This is a genomic window from Streptomyces sp. SL06 (assembly GCF_058244745.1).
This window is the reverse complement of sequence record NZ_JBSYOT010000002.1, coordinates 1395838-1412128: the sequence shown is the minus strand read 5'-3', so window position 1 is coordinate 1412128 and position 16291 is coordinate 1395838. Positions and strand designations below refer to the sequence as shown.

Sequence of the window (16291 nt, the reverse complement as noted above, 5' to 3'; positions counted from 1 at the left end):
GTATGTGGGGCATACGGGCGCGTCATGGCACGGCGGATCAGGCGGGTGCGGGGAATCCGGAGGTGCTGGAGGGTGCTCTCAGCGGGCCGGACAGATGGCGCTGGACATGCGGCCGAGGTCGACGTGCCGCCGACTCACCAAGGCAATTCCAGTTCCGGACATGGCGGAAGCCTGGCACGGCGATCTGGACACAGTCCAGCAATATCCAGGATGCGGACACCCTTGTCTCACTCTGCGAGACATGGGTGTCCTTGGTCACATGAACCGAAAACGGAGGTGTCGGCGCAGGTCAGGAGGGGAAAGCCCCCGGCCATGGGCCCGGAGCGGCCACCTCCGCCTCCTTCTCGACCTGGGTGTCGAACAGCCGGAAGCCGCGGCGCCGGTAGTTGTCCATCGCGTGCTCGCCGTCCTTGCTGCACGTGTGCAGCCACACCCGCCCGGTCGTCGCCAGCCCCGGCCAGCGTTCCGCCAGGTCCCAGGCGCGGGCGGTGCCGTACGACAGGAGGTGGCCGCCGATGCGCCGGCCGCGGAAGGCCGGGATCAGGCCGAAGTACTCGATCTCCACGGCCCCGTCGGCCCCGGGCGTCAGCTCCATGTACCCGGCCGGGGTGCCGCGGTCGTGCGCGACCCAGGTCTCCACGCCCGGCCGCTCCAGGTGCTCGCGCCACCGCGCGTGGTCCCAGCCGAGCCGGTCGGTCCAGCGGACGTCCTGGCCGACCGAGGCGTACAGATAGCGGCTGAACTCGGGGGAGGGCACCTCGCTGCGGACGATCCGCACGTCCCCCGGCGGCGCGGCGGCCGGCCGCAGATCGGAGGGCGCGGTCTGCTCCAGGGACCAGGTGGTCACGACGATGTCGGTCATGCCGGTCAGAAAATCATCCGCCGCGCGCCCGTGTCGATCCCCGTCAGCCCAGGGCGTCCTCGATCGAGGCCAGCGGCAGCGCGAACAGCATGCTCCCCGACTGGGACCAGACCTCACCTGTCTGCGCCCAGTACGACAGGGAGCCCGCCCGTCCGCTCCAGCAGCGCTGCGACTGGTCCGCCCCGCACTCCGTGGCGCGGGCGCCGTCCGTGTCCTGCCGCCACAGGGTGCCGCGCCCGTCCTGTCCGCCGGCCGCGCGGCCCAGATACCAGTCGGACACCGCCTCGCCGGACGGGCGGTGCGACAGCACGCCCCCGACATCGGCGGCCCCGGTCTCGTACGCCTCGACCGCGTCGACGTGCCCCGCGCGGTCGGTGGCCGGCAGGCCGGAGCGCGCCGGGTCCGTGCTGAGCGCGTAGCGCCACAGCCGGGTGGGGCGGTCGTCGCCCGCGGGCACCCGCTCGCTGGCCACCAGGCTGTCGGGGGCCGTGCCGCGGTCCAGGGAGATCGCGCCGGGACGCGCGGCGTCGCCGGTGTCCGGGAGCCGGTAGGAGGCGACGGCGGGCAGCACGTAGCGGTGGCCGTCCGCCGCCCAGCCGCCGGGCACCCGGCCGACCGTGTTCGCCGTGGTGGTGGCTCGCTGGACCCGGTCCACGTCGTACACGTACAGCGCGTCGCGGTCCCCGGCGGCGGTGGTGACCAGCAGCTTGTCCTGGTACCAGACCATTCCGGAGACGGGGGAGTCGAGCCCCCGGTAGTCGTGGCCGCCGTCGACGGGGACGGCGAGCAGTGCCGAGGTGTAGCTGAGGTGCCCGGGGTCGTCGGCGTCGACGAAGGAGACCCGCGCGAGGCCGCCCTCGGGCGTGCCGTCGTCGCGGGACCAGGCGGAGAGGATGACGCGGTGGGCGCCCCAGCGGCCGTCCTCGTCGGCGTCCCCCGAGGTGGTGACCGCGCCGGGGCGCCAGCCCTCGGTGTCGCCGTCGTCCCAGCAGTAGGCGCGGGTGGCGGCGGGGGACACCGGCAGCGCCTCCCGTTCCTCCGCGGTGCAGTGGGCGGCGTCGCGCAGCGTGCGGTCGGCGGAGGCGAGGACGGCGTCGACGCCCACCGGTTTGCCCATCGCGGCGGAGAGCCGGTCGAGCCAGGGCCGCGGCACCCGGTGCTCCGTCAGGCGCAGCGCCTTGGTCTGCGCGGTGGAGGCGAGGGGCTTGAGGGCGCCGGGGTCGTCGGCGACCGTGGCCTGCGAGGCGCTGATCAGCGTGGCGGCGCCGGTCAGGGCGAGGGCCGCCCCGGTCAGGGCCGCGCGCAGCGCTCTGCCCCGCCTGCGGCGGCGATGTCTGCCGCGATGCTTCATACAACCTCCACGGGCACCGGACCAACTGTGCTCGACGGTGGACGCGTTGACCGAGGAGCGGTTGAGGCGGTCCGTGATGGATGCTACGGCAGACGGGCGGGTCCGTGGACGCGGACGATGCAAATATGCGAAAACACCCCCTCTTTAGAGCCAACCGGGGCGCCCCCGGTGTGAGACGGGCCGCGGCGGGGAACCGCCGGCCCCGCGGCGGCGCCGCGCGTTCAGGGCGCGGGCGTCGACACCCGGGCGGCCGTCACCGCGGGCGCCGTCGAGTGGGGGAGCAGGTCGCGGGGGTCGCCCGGGAGCAGGACCTCCACCTCGGCGGCCTCGCAAAAACGATACGGCCGGTGTTCCAGATACGCCCCGAGATACCTGCGCACCCGCGACATCTCGGCCCGCACCGTCACCGTGCGCGCCGGGTCGCCGAACATGTCCTCGGCCAGCCCCGCGGCACTGCGCCCGGCCCGGTGCACCGCCAGCAGATACAGCAACTCCGCGTGCCGGGGACTCAGTTCCCGCGCCCAGTCCTCCGCGCCGCCCAGCACCCGCACCGACCAGCGGCGCGGCTGCCCGAGGTCCAGCACGATCCGGGTGACCCCCTGTGGCACCGGCCGCTCGGTGGCCCGTATCAGCCAGCCCTCGGCCAGCGGCTCCACGCTGCACGCCCCGAACGCCGGCAGCCACCGCACCTCCGCCGCAGGGGACTTGGGCAGCGCCACCCGCTCCAGGAACGGCATCCCCGTCACCGCCGCCGTCCAGCCCTCCCGGTCCGCCACCAGCGCCCGCCCCTCCAGCCGGGCCAGCACCGGCGCCGCCACCGCCCGCAGCCGTTCGAGCGAGTGCACGTGCAACTCGCGCAGCCGGGCCTCCGCGAGCCGGGCCACCGAGTCGACCCAGGCCAGCGTGGCCGGGTGCATCGTCTCCAGCGGCCCGCTCACGTCCACCACCCCGAGCAGCCGGCCGCTGCGCGGATCGGTGATGGGCGCCCCGGCACAGGTCCAGGCCGCCTGGGACCGTACGAAGTGCTCGGAGGCGAAGACCTGTACGGGCCGCCGGGCGACCGCCGCGGTCCCCAGCCCGTTGGTGCCCACCACCTCCTCCCGCCAGTCCGCCCCGAGTTGGAAACCCATCCTGTCGGCCCGCCGCAGCACCGGCGCGCTGCCCTCCCGCCACAGCACCCGGCCCTCGTCGTCGGCGACCACCATGATGTGGTGGGCGACATCCGCGACCGACAACAGCCCCTCCCGCAGCACCGGCAGCACGTGCCGCAACGGCGAGGTCTCCCGCCGCCGCCGCACCTCCTCCAAGGACAGCAGCCCGGAGCGCACGTCCTGCTCCGGATCGACGCCGCCGCGCAGCATCCGCTCCCAGGACTGCTCGATCACCGGACGCAGCCCCCCGGGAGCCCGCCCGCCCGAGAGCCTGGCCGAGCGGACCTCGCTGAGCATCCGCGCCGCACCTGCCGCGTCGCCCGCCGCGAACCGCGGCACGTCCATCGGTGAGAGCGCCACTGGTCCCCGTCCTCCCCGAAGCCGAATTCCCGTCCCGTACCGACCACTTGCCCATGACCCCGGAGCACACTCCGCGCACAGCCGACAGCAAGTTGCAACCCCCTGCAACCCTGGTGGACGGCCGTACCCATGTCCAAACTTGAACCACGCCGCCCAGAGCGGCGTACGCGGCCTCAACGGGCCCGTGTGGCGGGGGTGGTGCCGTGTCGGCGCAGCACCACCCCCGCGCCGCGCGGCCGGATCAGGCCACCGGCCGGGCCCGCTCCACCACCGACGCCAGATCCAGCGTGGCCGGCAGCGTGCCGAAGGCCGCGCCCCCGTCACCGCCCAGCCGCGCGGCGCAGAACGCGTCGGCGACCTCCGGCGGCGCGTACCGGACCAGCAGCGCCCCCTGGAGCACCAGCGCAAGGCGCTCCGCCAGCCGCCGCGCCCGCCCCTCGGCGGCCTCCAGATCGGCCAGTTCCGTCAGCAGTTCGCGGATCGCCCCGTCCAGGCGGTGATCGGCGCCGCGCGCCAGACCCACCTCCGTCAGATACGCGTCCACCGCCAGCGGCTCCCGCCCGAGCGCCCGCAGCACATCGAGCGCCTGCACATTGCCCGCGCCCTCCCAGACCGAGTTCAGCGGCGACTCGCGCACCAGCCGGGGCATCCCGGACTCCTCGACATACCCGTTGCCGCCCAGGCACTCGGCGGCCTCCACCGCCACCGGCGCACACCGCTTGGTCACCCAGTACTTCGCCGCCGGCACCGCCAGCCGCAGCAGCGCCCGCTCCCGCTCGTCCCCGCCCTCGGCGGCGTCGTACGCCGCCGCCAGCCGCAGCCCGAGCGTGGTGGCCGCCTCCGACTCGATCGCGAGGTCCGCGAGGACGTTGCGCATCAGCGGCTTGTCGACCAGCTTCGAGCCGAACGCCTCCCGGTACGAACAGTGGTGCACCGCCTGCGCCACGGCCTGCCGCATCAGACCCGCCGAGCCCAGCACGCAGTCGAGCCGGGTCGCCGCCACCATGCCGATGACGGTGCGCACCCCGCGCCCCTCCTCGCCGACCCGGCGCGCCCAGGTCCCGGCGAACTCCACCTCGGCCGAGGCGTTGGACCGGTTGCCCAGCTTGTCCTTGAGCCGCTGGATCAGGAACACGTTGCGGCTGCCGTCCGCCAGCACACGCGGCACCAGAAAACAGGTCAGTCCGCCCGGCGCCTGCGCCAGCACCAGGAAACCGTCCGACATCGGCGCCGAGCAGAACCACTTGTGCCCGGTCAGCTCGTACGCGCCGTCCTCGGCCAGCGGCCGTGCCGCGCTGGTGTTGGCCCGGACGTCGCTGCCGCCCTGCTTCTCGGTCATCCCCATCCCGAACAGCGCCCCGGCCTTGCGGCCGGCCGGCCGCAGCCCGCGCTCGTACACCCGGGAGGTCAGCCGCGGCTCCCACTCGGCGGCCAGGCCGGGATCGGCACGCAGGGCCGGCACCGCCGCGTGGGTCATCGACAGCGGGCAGCAGTTGCCCGCCTCCACCTGATTCCACATGAGGAACCCGGCGGCGCGCCGCACATGTCCGCCCGGCCGGGACCAGGCCGCGGTCAGGCCCGCCGCCACGCCCTTGCCCAGCAGCCGGTGCCAGGCCGGATGGAAGTCGACCTCGTCGATCCGGTGGCCGTACCGGTCGTGGGTGCGCACCACCGGCGGGTTCTCGTTGGCCTGCGCACCCCATTCCCGGGCCTGGAGCGACCCGCAGCCGAGGCCGAGGCCCGACAGCTCCGCCCGTGCCTGCTCGCGCAGTTCGGGTGCCAGATGCCGTTCGACGGCGGCCGTCAGGGCCCGGTCGGCGGTGAAGACGTCGTAGCCGGTCAGCGGCGGGGCCTGATTCGTCACGGTGTGGGTACTGCCTGCCATGACCGTGAACCTACCGTGCCCGGCTCCGGCGGCGAGTCCGGGCAGGCCCCACGGGTGTCCGCGGACGAACGCGCCCCCGGCGGCGGATACCTTTAGACCGTGCAGCCAGCAAGTGAATCCCCCGAACGGCCCCCCGGCCGGCTCCACCGTGCCCGGGTTCTGTACCGGAACGTCTCGAAACGCAAGACCGCCTGGCTGTTGCTCAAGGACACGGTCAACTCGTGCATGGAGTACCGCATCCTCGGGCTGGCCGCCGAGGCCGCGTTCTTCACGCTGCTGTCGGTGCCGCCCCTGCTGCTGAGCGTCCTCGGACTGATCGGCTACGTCGACCTGTGGATCGGCGCCGACACCACCGAGAGCCTGCGCACCAGCCTCCTGGACGCCTCCCGCGCGGTGCTCTCCGAGCGCGGCGTCAAACAGATCACCGAGCCGATCCTGGACGACGTGACCAAGGGCGGCCGGCCCGATGTCATCTCCATCGGCTTCCTGTTCGCCCTGTGGTCGGGCTCCCGCGCGGTGAACGTCTTCATCGAGACCATCACCGTCATGTACGGCCTCGACGGCGTCCGGGGGATCGTCAGGACCCGCCTGCTGGCGTTCCTGCTGTTCATCGTGGCCCTGCTGATCGGCTCGATCGCGCTGCCGCTGATGGTGGCGGGACCGGACGCCGTGGTGCGGGTCGTGCCCTGGTCCACGACCGTCGTCCAAGTGCTGTACTGGCCGGTCGTCATCGTCCTGTCCGTCGCGTTCCTGACCACGCTGTACCACGTGTCCGTGCCCGTGCGCTCCCCGTGGATCGAGGACGTGCCCGGCGCGCTGGTCGCCCTCGCCATGTGGGTGTTCGGCAGCTTCCTGCTGCGCATCTACCTGACCAACACCGTCGAGGGCCCCACCATCTACGGCTCCCTGGCCGCGCCGGTCGCCGTACTGCTGTGGATCGGTGTGTCCGCGTTCGCGGTGCTCGTCGGGGCCGCGGTCAACGCCGCCATCGACCGGGTCTGGCCGGCCGCCGCCACCGCGGCCGCCCGCGAGGCCAACGAGCGGCTGCGCCAGGCCCAGGTCGCCGAGTACGTGGCCCGCGCCTCAGCGAACGGCGACAGCGACCCCGACATGCCCTCCGAGTTCCCCGAACGCTGGTCGCGCTTCCTGCCCCCCGAGGAACGTCACGGCCCGCCTGCGCACCCAGGTGAAGAACACACCGCCGACCAACCACAACAAGCCCGACGCCTCGTAGCGCGAGGCGTAGCCTGGCACGCGTGTACGCGCAACGGGCGTCCCGGCTGACCGGCGCGGTGGTATGGACCGACACCCCGGCCGGCCCCGGTCGCGTCCTGCCCGACGGCTGCATGGACCTGCTCTGGTACGACGGCCGGCTCCTGGTCGCCGGCCCCGACACCCGCGCCCAGGTCACCGAGGGCGGCTCGGGCCCCTGGGCGGGCGTCCGCTTCTGCCCCGGCACCGCCCCCGCCCTCCTCGGGGTGCCCGCCGACGCGCTGCGCGACCGGCGCGTCGCCCTCGCCGACCTCTGGCCGGCCACCCGGACACGTCGTCTGACCGCGCTGGTCAACGCGGCCCCCGACCCGGCGAGCGGCCTGGAGGAGGCCGCGCTGTCCCGGGCGGCCGACTCCGAGCCCCCCGACCCGCTGCTGCGCCGGATCGTGGCCGCCCTCGACGCGGGCCGCCCGGTCGCCGCCACCGCCGACGCGCTCGGCATCGGAGCCCGCAGGCTGCACCGCCGCTCACTGGCCGCCTTCGGCTACGGCCCCAAGACGCTGGCCCGCGTACTGCGGCTGCAACGCGCCCTCGCCCTGGCCCGCGACGGCACGCCCCTCGCCGAGACGGCCGCCCGGACCGGTTACGCGGACCAGGCACATCTGACGCGGGACGTGCGCGAGCTGGCGGGCCTTGCGCCCCGCGAGCTACTGGCCCGGGACGGCTAGCGGCGCGAACAGGTCCACGCCGTGGCCGTCCGGGTCGTTCAGCACGGCGTAGCGCTGACCCCAGGGGGCGTCCCAGGGCTTGTGCTCGCCGTGGCAGCCGGCGCCGGTCAGCTCCGCGTAGTACGCGTCGACCTCGGCCGGTGAATCGCACAGCAGTGCGAGCGAATGCCGCCCGCCGCCGGCCGGTGGCTGCCACCCGGGCGTGAAGGAACGGACCGACTCCTCGGTGTCGAGCAGCAGCCGGATCCCGCCCGGCAGCCCGGCCTCGGCGTGCGGCTGCCCCTCACAGCCCTCGGGGAAGGCGAAACCGAGCCGCCGGTAGAAGGCCACGGAGGCGGCCATGTCGGAGACGACGAGAGCGATGGCGTTGAATCGTGCGGTCATGGCGCCACTGTAGGCAGCACCCGAGAACCGGGTCTTGAAGAAAACGGACACGGCCCCCCGCCTACGCCTCGAAGACCGCCACGGCGTCGAGGCCCGCCTGCCGCAGGGTGCGCTGAACGGCCGGGCGGGCCCCGCGCACCGTGACGGCCGCCGGTTCCGGTGCCCGGGTGACCCCGCGCAGCAGCCCGTAGGCGCAGGCCAGATCGATGTGCTCCAGGTCGCTCATCTCAAGGGTCCAGGCCCCCGGCCGCCGCAGCCGCTCGTCGAGGAGGAGTTCCTCCAGCACCCGCAGTGCGGGGGCGTCCAGATCGCCGGAGAAGGCCAGGACCACGTGCTGTCCACCGGCCTCGGCGATCCTCACGGGCGCGGACCGGCCGGGGTGGTGAGGGTCGAAGGACACGACAGCCTCCTCGGCACGGAACGGGTCTGGCTTCCATTGTCTCAGCGGGCACCCGGAATACGCACGGACGATCCGGCGCTCTGATGTGAACAACTCGGCGACACAGCGACACGAGGGAGCACACCGAAGGGCTGGTGAGCGCACGATGGCAGGTCACAGAACCCCTGTGGTCGACACCCCGCACGGGACCGTACGCGGCAGGTACGAGCACGGCGTCGCGGTGTTCCGGGGCATTCCCTACGCGGCGCCCCCCTTCGGACCCCGCCGGTTCCGGCCGCCCGTGCCCCCGGAGCCCTGGGACGGCGTGCGCGACGCGGTCTCCTTCGGCCCGACGGCACCGAAACCGCCCTACTCCGAGGCCTTCGCCCAGTACCTCTCCGACCCGGCGATCCCCGGCGACGACTGCCTCAACCTCAACGTCTGGACCCCCGAGCCGGGGCCCGGCGCCCGCCTGCCCGTCCTCGTCTGGCTGCACGGCGGCGCCCTGACCAGGGGATCCTCCGCGGTACCCGTCTACGACGGCCGCACCTTCGCCCGGGACGGCGTGGTCTGCGTGTCGGTCAACTACCGGCTGGGTGTCGAGGGCTACGGACTGTTCCCGGACGCCCCCGCCAACGCCGGCCTGCGCGACCAGCTCGCCGCCCTGACCTGGGTGCACGAATCAATCAGGGCCTTCGGCGGCGACCCCGACCGGGTCACCCTCGCAGGACAGTCCGCCGGTGCCATCAGCACCGGCGCCCTCCTCGCCGCCCCGCAGGCCCGGGGCCTGTTCCGGCGGGCCGTGCTGCAGAGCGGGGCACCGGAGGCCGCCGACCGCGACAAGGTACGGCGCATGGTCCGCCGCATGGCCTCCCGCCTGAAGATCCCCGCCACCGCCGAGGCCTTCGCCGCCGCCGACCGCGACCAGCTGCTCGGCGCCCAGGCCGAGGTGGGCAGATTCAGCAGCCCCGTACTCGGCGGGCCCGCCTTCGGCATCGTCGTCGACGGCGACGTGGTCCCCCACGATCCGCTGGAGGCGCTCACCGAGGGCGCCGCGGCCTCCGGCGTCGACCTCATGATGGGCTGGACCCGCGACGAGTACCGGCTGTGGCTGGTACCCGGCGGACTCCTCGAACGCGTCGACCGCCTCGGCACGGTCGCCCTGACCGGCGCGCGGGCCCGTTGCCGCTGCGGCAACGAGGTCCTGCGCGGCTACCGCACCCTGCACGCCGACGCGGGCACCGCCGAGACCGTCGGCCAGCTCGTCACCGACCACCTGCTCCGCATCCCGGTGCACCGAGTGGCCGACGCGCGCCCCGGCTCCTCGTACGTCTACGAGTTCGCCTGGCCGTCCAACCTGCCCGACCTCGGCGCCTGCCACGCCCTGGAACTCGGCTTCGTCTTCGACTCCGGCGACGGCCCGGACGCCCGCAGGCTCGCGGGCGAGGGGGCTCCGCAAGAGCTGGCCGACGCGATGCACGGGGCGTGGGTCCGGTTCGCCGAGTCCGGCAACCCCGGCTGGCCGGCGTGGGACGCCACGCACCCCGTACACGTCTTCGGCGACGGCCCGCCCCACACGGCCCACGGCCCTCGCGACGCCCAGTTCGACCTGTGGAAGGCCAACGTCACCAGGCGAGGAACGCGGTCCAGGCGGCTGGTGCGACGGTGATGTGCGGGGCGGTGGTCTTGGAGTCGCGGATGTGGATGGCGGTGGGGTGGGAGGCGACTTCTACGCAGTTGCCGCCCTCGTCGCCGCTGTGGGTCGACTTGCGCCAGCCGTAGGCGACTTCGAGGCAGTTGCCGCCTTCGCTGCCGCTGTAGCTGGACTTGCGCCAGTCGTAGGCGACTTCGATGCAGTTGCCGCCGTCGCTGCCGCTGTAGCTCGACTTGAACCATCGAAGTGCGGTGCTGCTCATTGGTCTCCTAGTAGACGGTCCAGCAGGGCTCTCGTATCTTCAGGGTTGAGGGCCTGTGACCGCAGCATCGCACACCTCTGAGTGAGGATCGCCACCTCATCGGCATCCGCGATCAGTTGGCTTCCGCGCTGGGTTTCCGTGTAAGCGAGTCGCTGGTGTTCGGGAGTTTCCAGGAGGACGAAGGGCCCGTCGAGGGCGGCATGAGCGACGCGTCCGAGTGGCAGGATCTGCAAGGTGAGGCCGGGGAGTTCCGAGTGCTCTCGCAAGTGCCTCAGCTGTTCGAAGTACACTCGGTCCCCGCCCAGTCGATCGCGCAGTACTGCCTCCCAGACGACGAAGCATGCGATCGGCGGCTCCTGGCGACGGAAGATCGTCTGACGCTCCGTACGTGTCGTGACGTGCCGCTCCGTCTCGGCGTCGCTGAGCATGGGAATGCGGCTGTGGAAGACCGCCCGTGCATACGCGTTCGTCTGCAACAGTCCGGGGAGCACCTGGTTCTCATAGGAGGAGATGACGATGGCCTCGCGCTCCCTGTCCAGGTACTCCTCGGCCCATAGGGGGACGAGGTCGATCTCTGGCATTCTGCTCAGGGCGACGGCGAGGGCGCCCTTGGTGTCGAGGAGTTCGTCGAGTTGTTCCGCGAGGTCGGGTTTGAGGGGGCGTCTGCCCTGCTCGATCGAGGCGATCTGCTGTTCGCCGATGACGAACCGTTCGCCGAGTGACCTCTGTGTGTGCCCGGCGGCCTGGCGATAGAGGGCGAGCAGCGCCCCCACCATCTTCATCGCGGAGGCGTTCCTCCGTGTCGTCGTGCCCATGAGGTCGGACTCCCCATCCGCGTGCGTACGTTCACCGTTGCGCACCCGTACAGTCCAGCCGTACGGGCGCGCGCTCTGTCTCATAATGAGCACGGAGCGTGACACTCGTCACGTGAACAAGGAAACTCAACCCCTGTCTCCACGTGAGCGCTTCTACCGCCGTGAACGCCAGTCCGTGCCCGCCGCACGCGCGTTCGCCCGCGAGGTGCTCAAGGCGTGGGGCGTTCGTGAGCGGGCGGACGACGTGGCGCTGTGTGTCAGCGAACTGGCGACCAACGCCCTGGTCCACGGCGTACCGCCCGGCCGGGGCTTCCTGCTGCGGTTACTGCTCTGCGAGTACGGCGTCCGCGTCGAGGTGCACGACAGCGGCGACGGCGTACCGGCCGTACCGCAGACGAACGTACGAGAACGTCGGCGAGGGCGGGCGCGGGCTGCTGCTGGTGTCGGAGCTGGCGGACAAGTGGGGCGTGGGGGAGCGGGATCCGGGCAAGGTGGTTTGGTGCGAGCTGGGTGATCCCCGGGAGGCACCTTAGAAGTCCGCGCAGGTCAGGCTCCGTGGGCGGTCAGGATGTACCCCTCGGGGCCGACGAAGGAGAACACCGGGCCGAACGGGCTGTCGCCGACGGGCGTGGAGAACCACAGGGCCACGCTCAGGCCGGGACTGTCCAACACCGATCTCGCCCGCGCCACGTTCGTCACCCCCCCCAGTCGATGAACGTGGTCCTGCGCGGTCTGCAACGCGACGGCCTCATCGACCGCCCCGACACCGTCGAGACCGGCCGTGCGAGGGGCGACGGCGGCTCCGGGCGGCGCAGGCTGCCGTCTATGCCATCGAGGCGCGCGGCCTTTGGTGAGTGACTTGGGTAGTAGTGGCCGTGGGGCCGCCCGCTTCTTGGTCAGTGTCGTGCTTCCGCGATCCGCGTCAAGGGCGCTCCGCTGGCGCTGCGCGTCGCCTTCGGCGATGGCCCTGCGGGCCACCCTTGACCCGGCTCGCTCCAGCACGGGTGAGAAGCGTGCGGGCGGCCCGGGGGAACGGGTGGCCGACCGGGGTTCGCGATCAGCCGTCCGCTACATCGCCTCCGGCGCCGACGGTGCGCATCCGCGCCTCGCAAGCACGCCGGGCCGTCTCGGCGGCCAACCCTGGGGGGTGGTCCTGAAAAGCGTGAACACTTCGGCCCGAAGTGTTCACGCTTTTCAAGGGGTGTGTCCCCCCACCCGCCGCAAGCCGCTTAGCCCGCGCGGCGTGCTTGCGAGGTGCTGACGCGTCCCCGTATGCCGGGTGGCTGGGTAGCTGGCGGAAGGGGCCGTTGCAGGTTGGCCACCCGTTCCTCCGGGCCGCCCGCTCGCTTCTTCCCCGTGCTGGAGTGATCCGGGTCAAGGGTCGGCCGCAGGCCGATCGCCGAAGGCGACGCGACCGCAGGGAGCGCCCTTGACGCGGATCGCGGAGGCACGACACTGACAAGGAAGCGGGCGGCCCCACGGCCACTCATCCAGCGGGCGGCTCCCTCAACACCCCCGCAATCGACGCGACCGTCCCCACCCCCACCCGACAACACCCACCGATCAGCATCCCCCCGGCCTCCCGCCACCCCCGCACCCGCGCAGGGGAAAACGACGAACTCCCCCTCCAAGAACGGGACTCCGCGTCCCAGACCTCACCACTGTTGGGATAGGCGACGACCGGTTTGCCCGTGACGCGCGCGGCGGTCGCGACCGCACCCGCCACGTCCTCGGGGGCACAGCAGTTCACCCCCACCGCGATCACCTCGTCCACGTCGGCGGCCAGCCCGAAGGCCTCCTCCAACGGCTGACCGGCCCGCGTCCGGTCGCCCACGACGGTGTACGACAGCCAGGCCGGCACCCCCAGCCCCCGCACGGCCCGCAACAGCGCCGCGGCCTCCTCCGCGTCGGGGACCGTCTCCAGCGCGAGGACATCGGGCCGCGCCGCGGCCAGCACCTCCAGACGGGGCCGGTGGAAACGCTCCAACTCGCCCACGCCCAGCCCGTACCGCCCCCGGTACTCGGAGCCGTCCGCGAGCATCGCCCCGTAGGGTCCGGCCGACGCCGCCACCCACAACCGACGGGACGTCCGCGCCCGACGCCCGGCCTCGCGCGCCAACTCCACGCTCCGCGCCAGCAGTTCGGCACCCCGCTCCCGGCCGATGCCGTACCGGGCGAAGCCCTCGAACGTGGCCTGGTAACTGGACGTGATCGCCACGTCGGCGCCCGCCTCGGAGTAGTCGAGATGCGCCTCGACGATCGCCTCGGGGTCCTCGGCGAGCAGCCGCGCCGACCACAGGCCGCCGCCCAGGTCGTACCCGGCCGACTCCAGCCGGTTGGACATCCCGCCGTCGAGCACGAGCGGACCGCGGGCGAGCGCGTCGGCGAAGTCGCTGGTCATGGCACGAGGTTAGCCACCGCGCAGGGCGGCCCGAGCGCTTGTCCCCCGTGCGAGCTACGGCCAGGTGTCCACCGTGAGGTGACGATCTCCGGCCGCCGGATCCGTAGCGTCCCTTGCAGCCCACGGCACTCCGGTCCGCGGGCCCGACCAAGGAGGGGTCCCCGTGAGGTTCGTGTGGCAGTTTCTGGCAGCCGTGGCGATGTACGCCATCGGCGGCACCGCCGTCACCGCGGTGAAGGACAACGACTGGCTCACCTTCGCCCTCGGCCTCACGGCGGCGGCGCTGGCGCTGCTCGGCTACGCGTGGGTGGTGCGCCGGACCGAGCACCGGCAGGCCGCCGACCTGGCCCGGAAGGGCGCGGCGGCCAAGACCGGCTGGGGAGTGCTGATCGGCGCCGGGATGTTCGGGGCCGTCATCGTGAACCTCTCTTCCTCCGGGTACTACGAGGTCGACGGCCTGGGCTCGGTGAAGGGCGCCGTCGGACTGGCCGGCTTCATGGCCGCCGCCGCCACGACGGAGGAGATCGTGTACCGCGGTGTCCTGTTCCGGATCGTCGAGGAACACATCGGCACCTACATCGCGCTGGCGCTGACCGGCCTGCTGTTCGGCCTCTCGCACCTGCTCAACGAGGACGCGACGCTGTGGGGCGGGCTCGCCATCGCCATCGAGGCCGGCTTCATGCTCGCCGCCGCCTACGCCGCCACCCGAAGCCTCTGGCTGACGATCGGCGTGCACTTCGGCTGGAACTTCGCCGCCGCCGGAATCTTCAGCACCGAGGTCTCCGGCAACGGCGGCAACCAGGGACTCCTGGACGCCGCCATGTCCGGCCCGAAGCTGCTCACCGGCGGTGACTTCGGCCCCGAGGGCAGCGTGTACGCCGTCGGCTTCGGGGCCCTGCTGACGCTCGTGTTCCTGTGGCTGGCCCACCGCCGCGGCAACATCGTGCCGTTCGGCGCTCGGCGTGCCGCACGCGCCAACTCCGCCGCTACACTTCCCCGGTGATCAGTCGCCGACGGATTCCGGAGCAGTGGCGCCGCCTCGACGTCACGGTCCGGGACCTCCCGCTCGGGGTACTGCTCCTCGTCGCCTCGCTCGTCCCGTCGTTCCAGGGCAACGGGACGGAGGTCGGCGGAGTGCCGACCGCCCCCTACGACGCGCTGGCCGGTGTGGCCGCCGTCCTCCAGTGCCTTCCGCTCGCCCTGCGCCGCCGCTGGCCCCTGGTCTGCCTCGCCCTGGTGTCGGCGGGCTTCGCCCTCGACCAGCTTCGCGGCTACCACCTGTTCGGCGGCACCGCGCTGCCCATCGCACTGCTGAGCGCCGGCTCGTATCTGGAGCGGTACCGGCGCGCGACCGTGGTGGCCTCCTCCGCGGTCTTCGCGGCCCTGTCCGTGGCGCTCAGCCGGATCGGACCGGGCGAGCCGGTGGCCGAGTTCGTGACGTTCTACCTGGCGCTGGCCCTCGCCTGGGGCATCGGCACCTGGATGCGCTCCGCCAGAGCCGCGGAGGCCGAACGCCGCAGGCGCGTCGCCGAGGACGCCCGCAACGCCGAACGCACCCGCATCGCCCGCGAGTTGCACGACGTGGTGACCCACCACGTGACGGCGATGGTCGTACAGTCCGAGGCGGCCCGCTATCTGACCGCCGCGCCCGAGCGCCTCGACCAGACCCTGACCGCCGTCAGCGACACCGGCCGACGCGCCATCACCGATCTGCGGCATCTGCTCGACCTGCTCAACCCCGACCACGGCACCGAGCCCAGGACCCCGCCCGTCGGCCGGCTGCTCACGCTCGTCGAGCAGACCCGCCGGGCCGGACAGCCGGTGGAGTTCACCGAGGAGGGCACACCGGCCACCTCGACCGGCAGCGCCGACCTCGTGGCCTACCGCGTCGTGCAGGAAGCCCTGACGAACGCCCTCAAGTACGACCACGGCGGCAAGACCTCGGTCCTGGTGCGCCACTGCGAAAGGGAGATCACTGTGGAGGTCGGCACGGACGGCTCGGGTACGCGGGCCGGGTCCCCAGGCGGAAGCGGACGGGGACTGGCCGGCCTGCGGGAACGCGTCGACGTCCTCGGCGGCGACTTCAGCGCCGACACGCAGACCGGCGGCGGCTTCGTCGTCCGGGCCCGGATACCCGGGAAGAGCCCGTCATGAGCGCACCGGTCCGGGTCCTCGTCTGCGACGACCAGGTGCTGATCCGCACCGGGCTGGCGACGATCATCGACGCCCAGCCCGACCTGGAGGTGGCCGGCGAGTGCGGGGACGGGCAGGCCGCGGTCGACCTGGCCGCCCGACTGCGCCCGGACGTCGTGGTGATGGACATACGCATGCCCGTGCTCGACGGCATCGAGGCCACCCGCCTGCTGGCAGGCGCCGGGGTCGCGCAGCCCGTCAAGGTGCTCGTGGTGACGACGTTCAACCTCGACGAGTACGTCTACGAGGCGCTGCGCGCGGGCGCGAGCGGCTTCCTGCTCAAGGACGCCCCGCCCGACCGGCTGCTGCACGGCATCCGGACGGTGGCCCTGGGCGCCGCGCTGCTCGACCCGGACGTGACGCGTCGGCTCGTGGGCCGGTACGCCGCCCGGATCCGGCCCACCGAGGGCACCGTCCGGGACATCCCGCTGACCCCGCGCGAGACGGAGGTCCTCCGCCTCATCGCGGACGGCCTCTCCAACAGCGAGATCGCCGCGGCCCTGGTGATCAGCCACGAGACCGTCAAGACCTTCGTGTCCCGCATCCTCACCAAGCTCAATCTGCGCGACCGCGTCCAGGCGGTCGTCTACGCCTACCGCCACGGCCTGGTGACCTGACCCGCCGGGAACACTTCGGCCGGCGCCGAAACAACCG

General features: G+C 72.9%; 16 protein-coding genes and 2 pseudogenes. 7 read left to right on the top strand and 11 right to left on the bottom strand.

From position 1 onward, the window contains the following. Positions 1 to 78: 78 nt before the first annotated feature. The 5 genes from AC4IHM_RS06260 to AC4IHM_RS06240 form a co-directional block, all read right to left on the bottom strand. Entirely contained in the window at positions 79 to 162 is an 84-nt protein-coding gene (locus AC4IHM_RS06260; RefSeq protein WP_310591794.1) for a putative leader peptide, read from the bottom strand. 127 nt (positions 163 to 289) lie between these two features. Beyond that, positions 290 to 862 (bottom strand): GNAT family N-acetyltransferase, encoded by a 573-nt coding sequence (locus AC4IHM_RS06255; RefSeq protein ID WP_490866089.1) that lies wholly within the window; start codon positions 860 to 862, stop codon positions 290 to 292. A 43-nt stretch (positions 863 to 905) separates the two neighbouring features. After that, complete coding sequence (locus tag AC4IHM_RS06250; protein WP_490866088.1) at positions 906 to 2213, bottom strand: hypothetical protein; 1308 nt, start codon at positions 2211 to 2213, stop codon at positions 906 to 908. Positions 2214 to 2434: 221 nt separating this feature from the next. Continuing rightward, positions 2435 to 3724: a GAF domain-containing protein gene (locus tag AC4IHM_RS06245; protein ID WP_490866087.1), complete on the bottom strand. Its 1290-nt coding sequence runs from the start codon at positions 3722 to 3724 to the stop codon at positions 2435 to 2437. 241 nt (positions 3725 to 3965) lie between these two features. Next, positions 3966 to 5609: an acyl-CoA dehydrogenase family protein gene (locus AC4IHM_RS06240; protein WP_490866086.1), complete on the bottom strand. Its 1644-nt coding sequence runs from the start codon at positions 5607 to 5609 to the stop codon at positions 3966 to 3968. A 99-nt stretch (positions 5610 to 5708) separates the two neighbouring features. On the opposite strand from AC4IHM_RS06240, the pseudogene AC4IHM_RS06235 reads away from it, so the two are divergent. Next, a pseudogene (locus AC4IHM_RS06235) lies at positions 5709 to 6843 on the top strand (YihY/virulence factor BrkB family protein). 22 nt (positions 6844 to 6865) lie between these two features. Further along, a complete protein-coding gene (locus AC4IHM_RS06230; RefSeq protein WP_490866085.1) occupies positions 6866 to 7549 on the top strand; it encodes a helix-turn-helix domain-containing protein in 684 nt (227 codons plus the stop codon). On the opposite strand, the gene AC4IHM_RS06225 is transcribed toward AC4IHM_RS06230, so the two are convergent. Together AC4IHM_RS06225 and AC4IHM_RS06220 are read right to left on the bottom strand one after the other, a co-directional pair. Then, entirely contained in the window at positions 7529 to 7933 is a 405-nt protein-coding gene (locus tag AC4IHM_RS06225) for a VOC family protein (RefSeq protein ID WP_490866084.1), read from the bottom strand. The genes AC4IHM_RS06230 and AC4IHM_RS06225 overlap by 21 nt on opposite strands. 61 nt (positions 7934 to 7994) lie before the next feature. Further along, the gene (locus tag AC4IHM_RS06220; RefSeq protein ID WP_490866083.1) at positions 7995 to 8333 is read right to left on the bottom strand and encodes an STAS domain-containing protein; all 339 of its coding nucleotides are present in this window, start codon (positions 8331 to 8333) and stop codon (positions 7995 to 7997) included. A 145-nt stretch (positions 8334 to 8478) separates the two neighbouring features. Between AC4IHM_RS06220 and AC4IHM_RS06215 the strand changes: the two genes are divergently transcribed. Then, positions 8479 to 9981, top strand: a complete 1503-nt coding sequence (locus AC4IHM_RS06215; RefSeq protein WP_490866082.1) for a carboxylesterase/lipase family protein — start codon at positions 8479 to 8481, stop codon at positions 9979 to 9981. On the opposite strand, the gene AC4IHM_RS06210 is transcribed toward AC4IHM_RS06215, so the two are convergent. Continuing rightward, entirely contained in the window at positions 9938 to 10228 is a 291-nt protein-coding gene (locus AC4IHM_RS06210) for a DUF397 domain-containing protein (RefSeq protein WP_490866081.1), read from the bottom strand. The genes AC4IHM_RS06215 and AC4IHM_RS06210 overlap by 44 nt on opposite strands. Further along, on the bottom strand, positions 10225 to 11043 hold the full coding sequence (locus AC4IHM_RS06205) for a helix-turn-helix domain-containing protein (RefSeq protein WP_490866080.1): 819 nt from the start codon (positions 11041 to 11043) through the stop codon (positions 10225 to 10227). The genes AC4IHM_RS06210 and AC4IHM_RS06205 overlap by 4 nt, the downstream gene beginning before the upstream one ends. 112 nt (positions 11044 to 11155) lie before the next feature. On the opposite strand from AC4IHM_RS06205, the pseudogene AC4IHM_RS06200 reads away from it, so the two are divergent. Then, positions 11156 to 11576: pseudogene (locus tag AC4IHM_RS06200) on the top strand (ATP-binding protein). A 13-nt stretch (positions 11577 to 11589) separates the two neighbouring features. On the opposite strand, the gene AC4IHM_RS06195 reads toward AC4IHM_RS06200, so the two are convergent. Both AC4IHM_RS06195 and mmuM read right to left on the bottom strand, forming a co-directional pair. Next, the gene (locus tag AC4IHM_RS06195) at positions 11590 to 11742 is read right to left on the bottom strand and encodes a hypothetical protein (protein ID WP_490866079.1); all 153 of its coding nucleotides are present in this window, start codon (positions 11740 to 11742) and stop codon (positions 11590 to 11592) included. 787 nt (positions 11743 to 12529) lie between these two features. Then, on the bottom strand, positions 12530 to 13444 hold the full coding sequence (gene mmuM / locus AC4IHM_RS06190) for a homocysteine S-methyltransferase (RefSeq protein ID WP_490866078.1): 915 nt from the start codon (positions 13442 to 13444) through the stop codon (positions 12530 to 12532). A 163-nt stretch (positions 13445 to 13607) separates the two neighbouring features. Here mmuM and AC4IHM_RS06185 point away from each other — a divergent pair, with 163 nt between their 5' ends. Genes AC4IHM_RS06185 through AC4IHM_RS06175 form a run of 3 tightly spaced genes read left to right on the top strand, consistent with a single transcriptional unit; the run spans position 13608 to position 16254 of the window. After that, complete coding sequence (locus tag AC4IHM_RS06185) at positions 13608 to 14447, top strand: CPBP family intramembrane glutamic endopeptidase (RefSeq protein ID WP_490866077.1); 840 nt, start codon at positions 13608 to 13610, stop codon at positions 14445 to 14447. Beyond that, positions 14444 to 15598 carry a sensor histidine kinase gene (locus tag AC4IHM_RS06180; protein WP_490866076.1) on the top strand — a complete coding sequence of 385 codons (1155 nt, stop codon included), beginning with the start codon at positions 14444 to 14446 and terminating at the stop codon, positions 15596 to 15598. Before AC4IHM_RS06185 ends, AC4IHM_RS06180 begins: the two co-directional genes overlap by 4 nt. Beyond that, complete coding sequence (locus tag AC4IHM_RS06175; RefSeq protein WP_490866075.1) at positions 15595 to 16254, top strand: response regulator; 660 nt, start codon at positions 15595 to 15597, stop codon at positions 16252 to 16254. Before AC4IHM_RS06180 ends, AC4IHM_RS06175 begins: the two co-directional genes overlap by 4 nt. The last annotated feature ends 37 nt before the right edge of the window (positions 16255 to 16291 follow it).